The 1,576-nt window shown below is 65.7% G+C and carries 3 protein-coding genes; all 3 read left to right on the top strand.

Features of this window, described 5'->3' with window-relative positions:
• A partial coding sequence (locus tag HKK72_RS40410) for a hypothetical protein (protein WP_222721695.1) occupies positions 1 to 187 on the top strand: 187 nt, incomplete at its 5' end.
• 26 nt (positions 188 to 213) lie between these two features.
• A complete protein-coding gene (gene tatA / locus HKK72_RS39100; RefSeq protein WP_187239407.1) occupies positions 214 to 561 on the top strand; it encodes a Sec-independent protein translocase subunit TatA in 348 nt (115 codons plus the stop codon).
• Positions 562 to 610: 49 nt separating this feature from the next.
• Entirely contained in the window at positions 611 to 1,465 is an 855-nt protein-coding gene (tatC, locus tag HKK72_RS39095; protein WP_261987623.1) for a twin-arginine translocase subunit TatC, read from the top strand.
• The last annotated feature ends 111 nt before the right edge of the window (positions 1,466 to 1,576 follow it).

The raw sequence follows: 1,576 nt of genomic DNA, 5'->3' as shown, positions 1-1,576 counted from the left end.
CGCGGGTCTCGCCGTGCTCTCGGTGTGCGCATGCAAGGTCTACCTCGCCGTACGCGGCCTGGCACGTGAACTGGAACGGACCAAGCGGCGGCTCGAACCCGAACACGCGGCGCTGCGGAGTGAACTTCGAAAGCTCCGGGGCTCCGCTGAACCGGACACCCGTCACGAGCGCGTACGATCGTCCTGAGTTAACCCTGCTGAAGAGGTGTCGAAATGCCATCAATTGGCACGCCCGAAGTATTGATCATTCTTGTGGTCGTCCTTCTCCTGTTCGGCTCGGCCAAGCTGCCCCAGCTGGCGCGCTCGCTCGGGAAGTCGGCGCGGATCCTCAAGGCCGAGACCAAGGGCCTGCGGAACGACGACGACGACGATGAGCAGACCACGCAGCAGGCCAAGGCACAGGCGGCCCAGGCTCAGTCGCAGGCCGCCCAGGCTCAGGCCGAGCAGGCGCAGAACTACCAGGCGCCGCCGCAGCGGCAGCTTCCGCCGGGCGCCGGCGAGGCGGGCACAATCAACGGTGTGCCACTGTCGGAGGCGGAGCGGAGCCGCCGGACCTCCTGATCCCTGACCTGCCCATCCCGACGACAGCGAGCACAAGAGCAGACTGCCGATGAGACAGCAGAGCGCACAGGCCGCCGACGCCGAGGGCCGGATGTCGCTCATGGAACACCTCCGTGAGCTCCGCAACCGGTTGATCAAGGCCTCGCTGGCCCTGATCCTGGGCACCATCATCGGCTGGATCGTGTTCAATCCGGTCTGGGAGTTCCTCAAGGAGCCCTACTGCTCGTTGCCGGCGTCGCACGCGCTTGAAAAGGACAAGTGCACGCTGGTCGTCAACGGGATCTTCTCGTCGTTCTTCCTGCGACTGAAGATCGGGTTCATCATCGGGATGGTGGTCTCGGCCCCCATCTGGCTCTACCAGCTGTGGGCGTTCGTCGCGCCGGGCCTGTACAAGAGGGAACGGCGCTGGACCTACGTGTTCCTCGGCGCCGCGGTGCCGCTGTTCTTCGTCGGCGTCACCCTCGCCTACATCACCGTCGACAAGGGCCTCAGCCTCTTCCTGGGCTTCACGCCCGAGGACGTGGCGGCACTGATCACGGTCGACCACTACCTCAGCTACGTGCTCGCCATGCTGCTGGTCTTCGGGTTGACCTTCGAACTGCCGCTGTTCGTGATCGTGCTCAATCTGGCGGGCGTCCTGACGTCGGTGCGGATCCGCAAGTCCCAGCGGATGATCGTTTTTGGCATCTTCGTCTTCGCCGCGGTCGCCACGCCCAGCGCCGACCCCTTCACGATGCTCGCGCTCGCCCTGCCGACCATCCTGCTCTTCGAGATCGCGGCGGCCCTGGCCTTCCTCAACGACCGGCGCAAGCTCCGGCGCCCGGATCCCTACGCCGGGCTCTCCGACGACGAGGCCTCTCCACTGGAGCTGTCGGACCTCGACGACGAGATGGAGAAGCGGTGATCCCCGGCCGGTTGTGAAACCGTCGGCGCCGAACCGTAGTCTCGACTGTATGACCTCCCCAAACAAGTCGCCCGCAGAGCGTTATGCGGCAAGCCGCGAGCGCTCCCGTGA

Origin of the sequence: Actinomadura sp. HBU206391 (assembly GCF_014323665.1) — a bacterium.
Classification (GTDB): domain Bacteria; phylum Actinomycetota; class Actinomycetes; order Streptosporangiales; family Streptosporangiaceae; genus Actinomadura_C.
Note: the sequence above shows the minus strand (reverse complement) of the source record. Positions and strands in the feature narration are given on the sequence as shown.

Coding starts and splice junctions, on each gene's coding strand:
- tatA (WP_187239407.1), top strand. CDS start 214: ATGCCATCAATTGGCACGCCCGAAGTATTGATCATTCTTGTGGTCGTC.
- tatC (WP_261987623.1), top strand. CDS start 611: ATGAGACAGCAGAGCGCACAGGCCGCCGACGCCGAGGGCCGGATGTCG.